The sequence below is a fragment of the Brenneria tiliae genome (genome assembly GCF_023347575.1).
Classification (GTDB): Bacteria; Pseudomonadota; Gammaproteobacteria; order Enterobacterales; family Enterobacteriaceae; genus Brenneria; species Brenneria corticis.
This window is the reverse complement of the sequence record NZ_JAKPCB010000028.1, coordinates 1-255: the sequence shown is the minus strand read 5'-3', so window position 1 is coordinate 255 and position 255 is coordinate 1. Positions and strand designations below refer to the sequence as shown.

The following is a 255-nucleotide window of genomic DNA, read 5'->3' as shown; positions in this document are numbered from 1 at the left end:
TAACCTTGCTACAGAATATAAGTCGCTGACCCATTATACAAAAGGTACGCAGTCACCCCACCCCAAAACACTCACTGCTTGTTTTGTGTGTTGGTCATCGCATAAAACGCGATGACAACCGTCACCTTGACATCCGCATCGCCTTTCGGCCCGGAAGTGTTTTGGTGGTGGGGCTCCCACTGCTTGTACGTACACGGTTTCAGGTTCTGTTTCACTCCCCTCGCCGGGGTTCTTTTCGCCTTTCCCTCACGGTAC

The 255-nt window shown here is 51.8% G+C and carries 1 rRNA gene; it reads right to left on the bottom strand.

The window, feature by feature from the left end:
- A 23S ribosomal RNA gene (locus MFP24_RS24435) occupies positions 1-255 on the bottom strand; the annotation flags it as partial.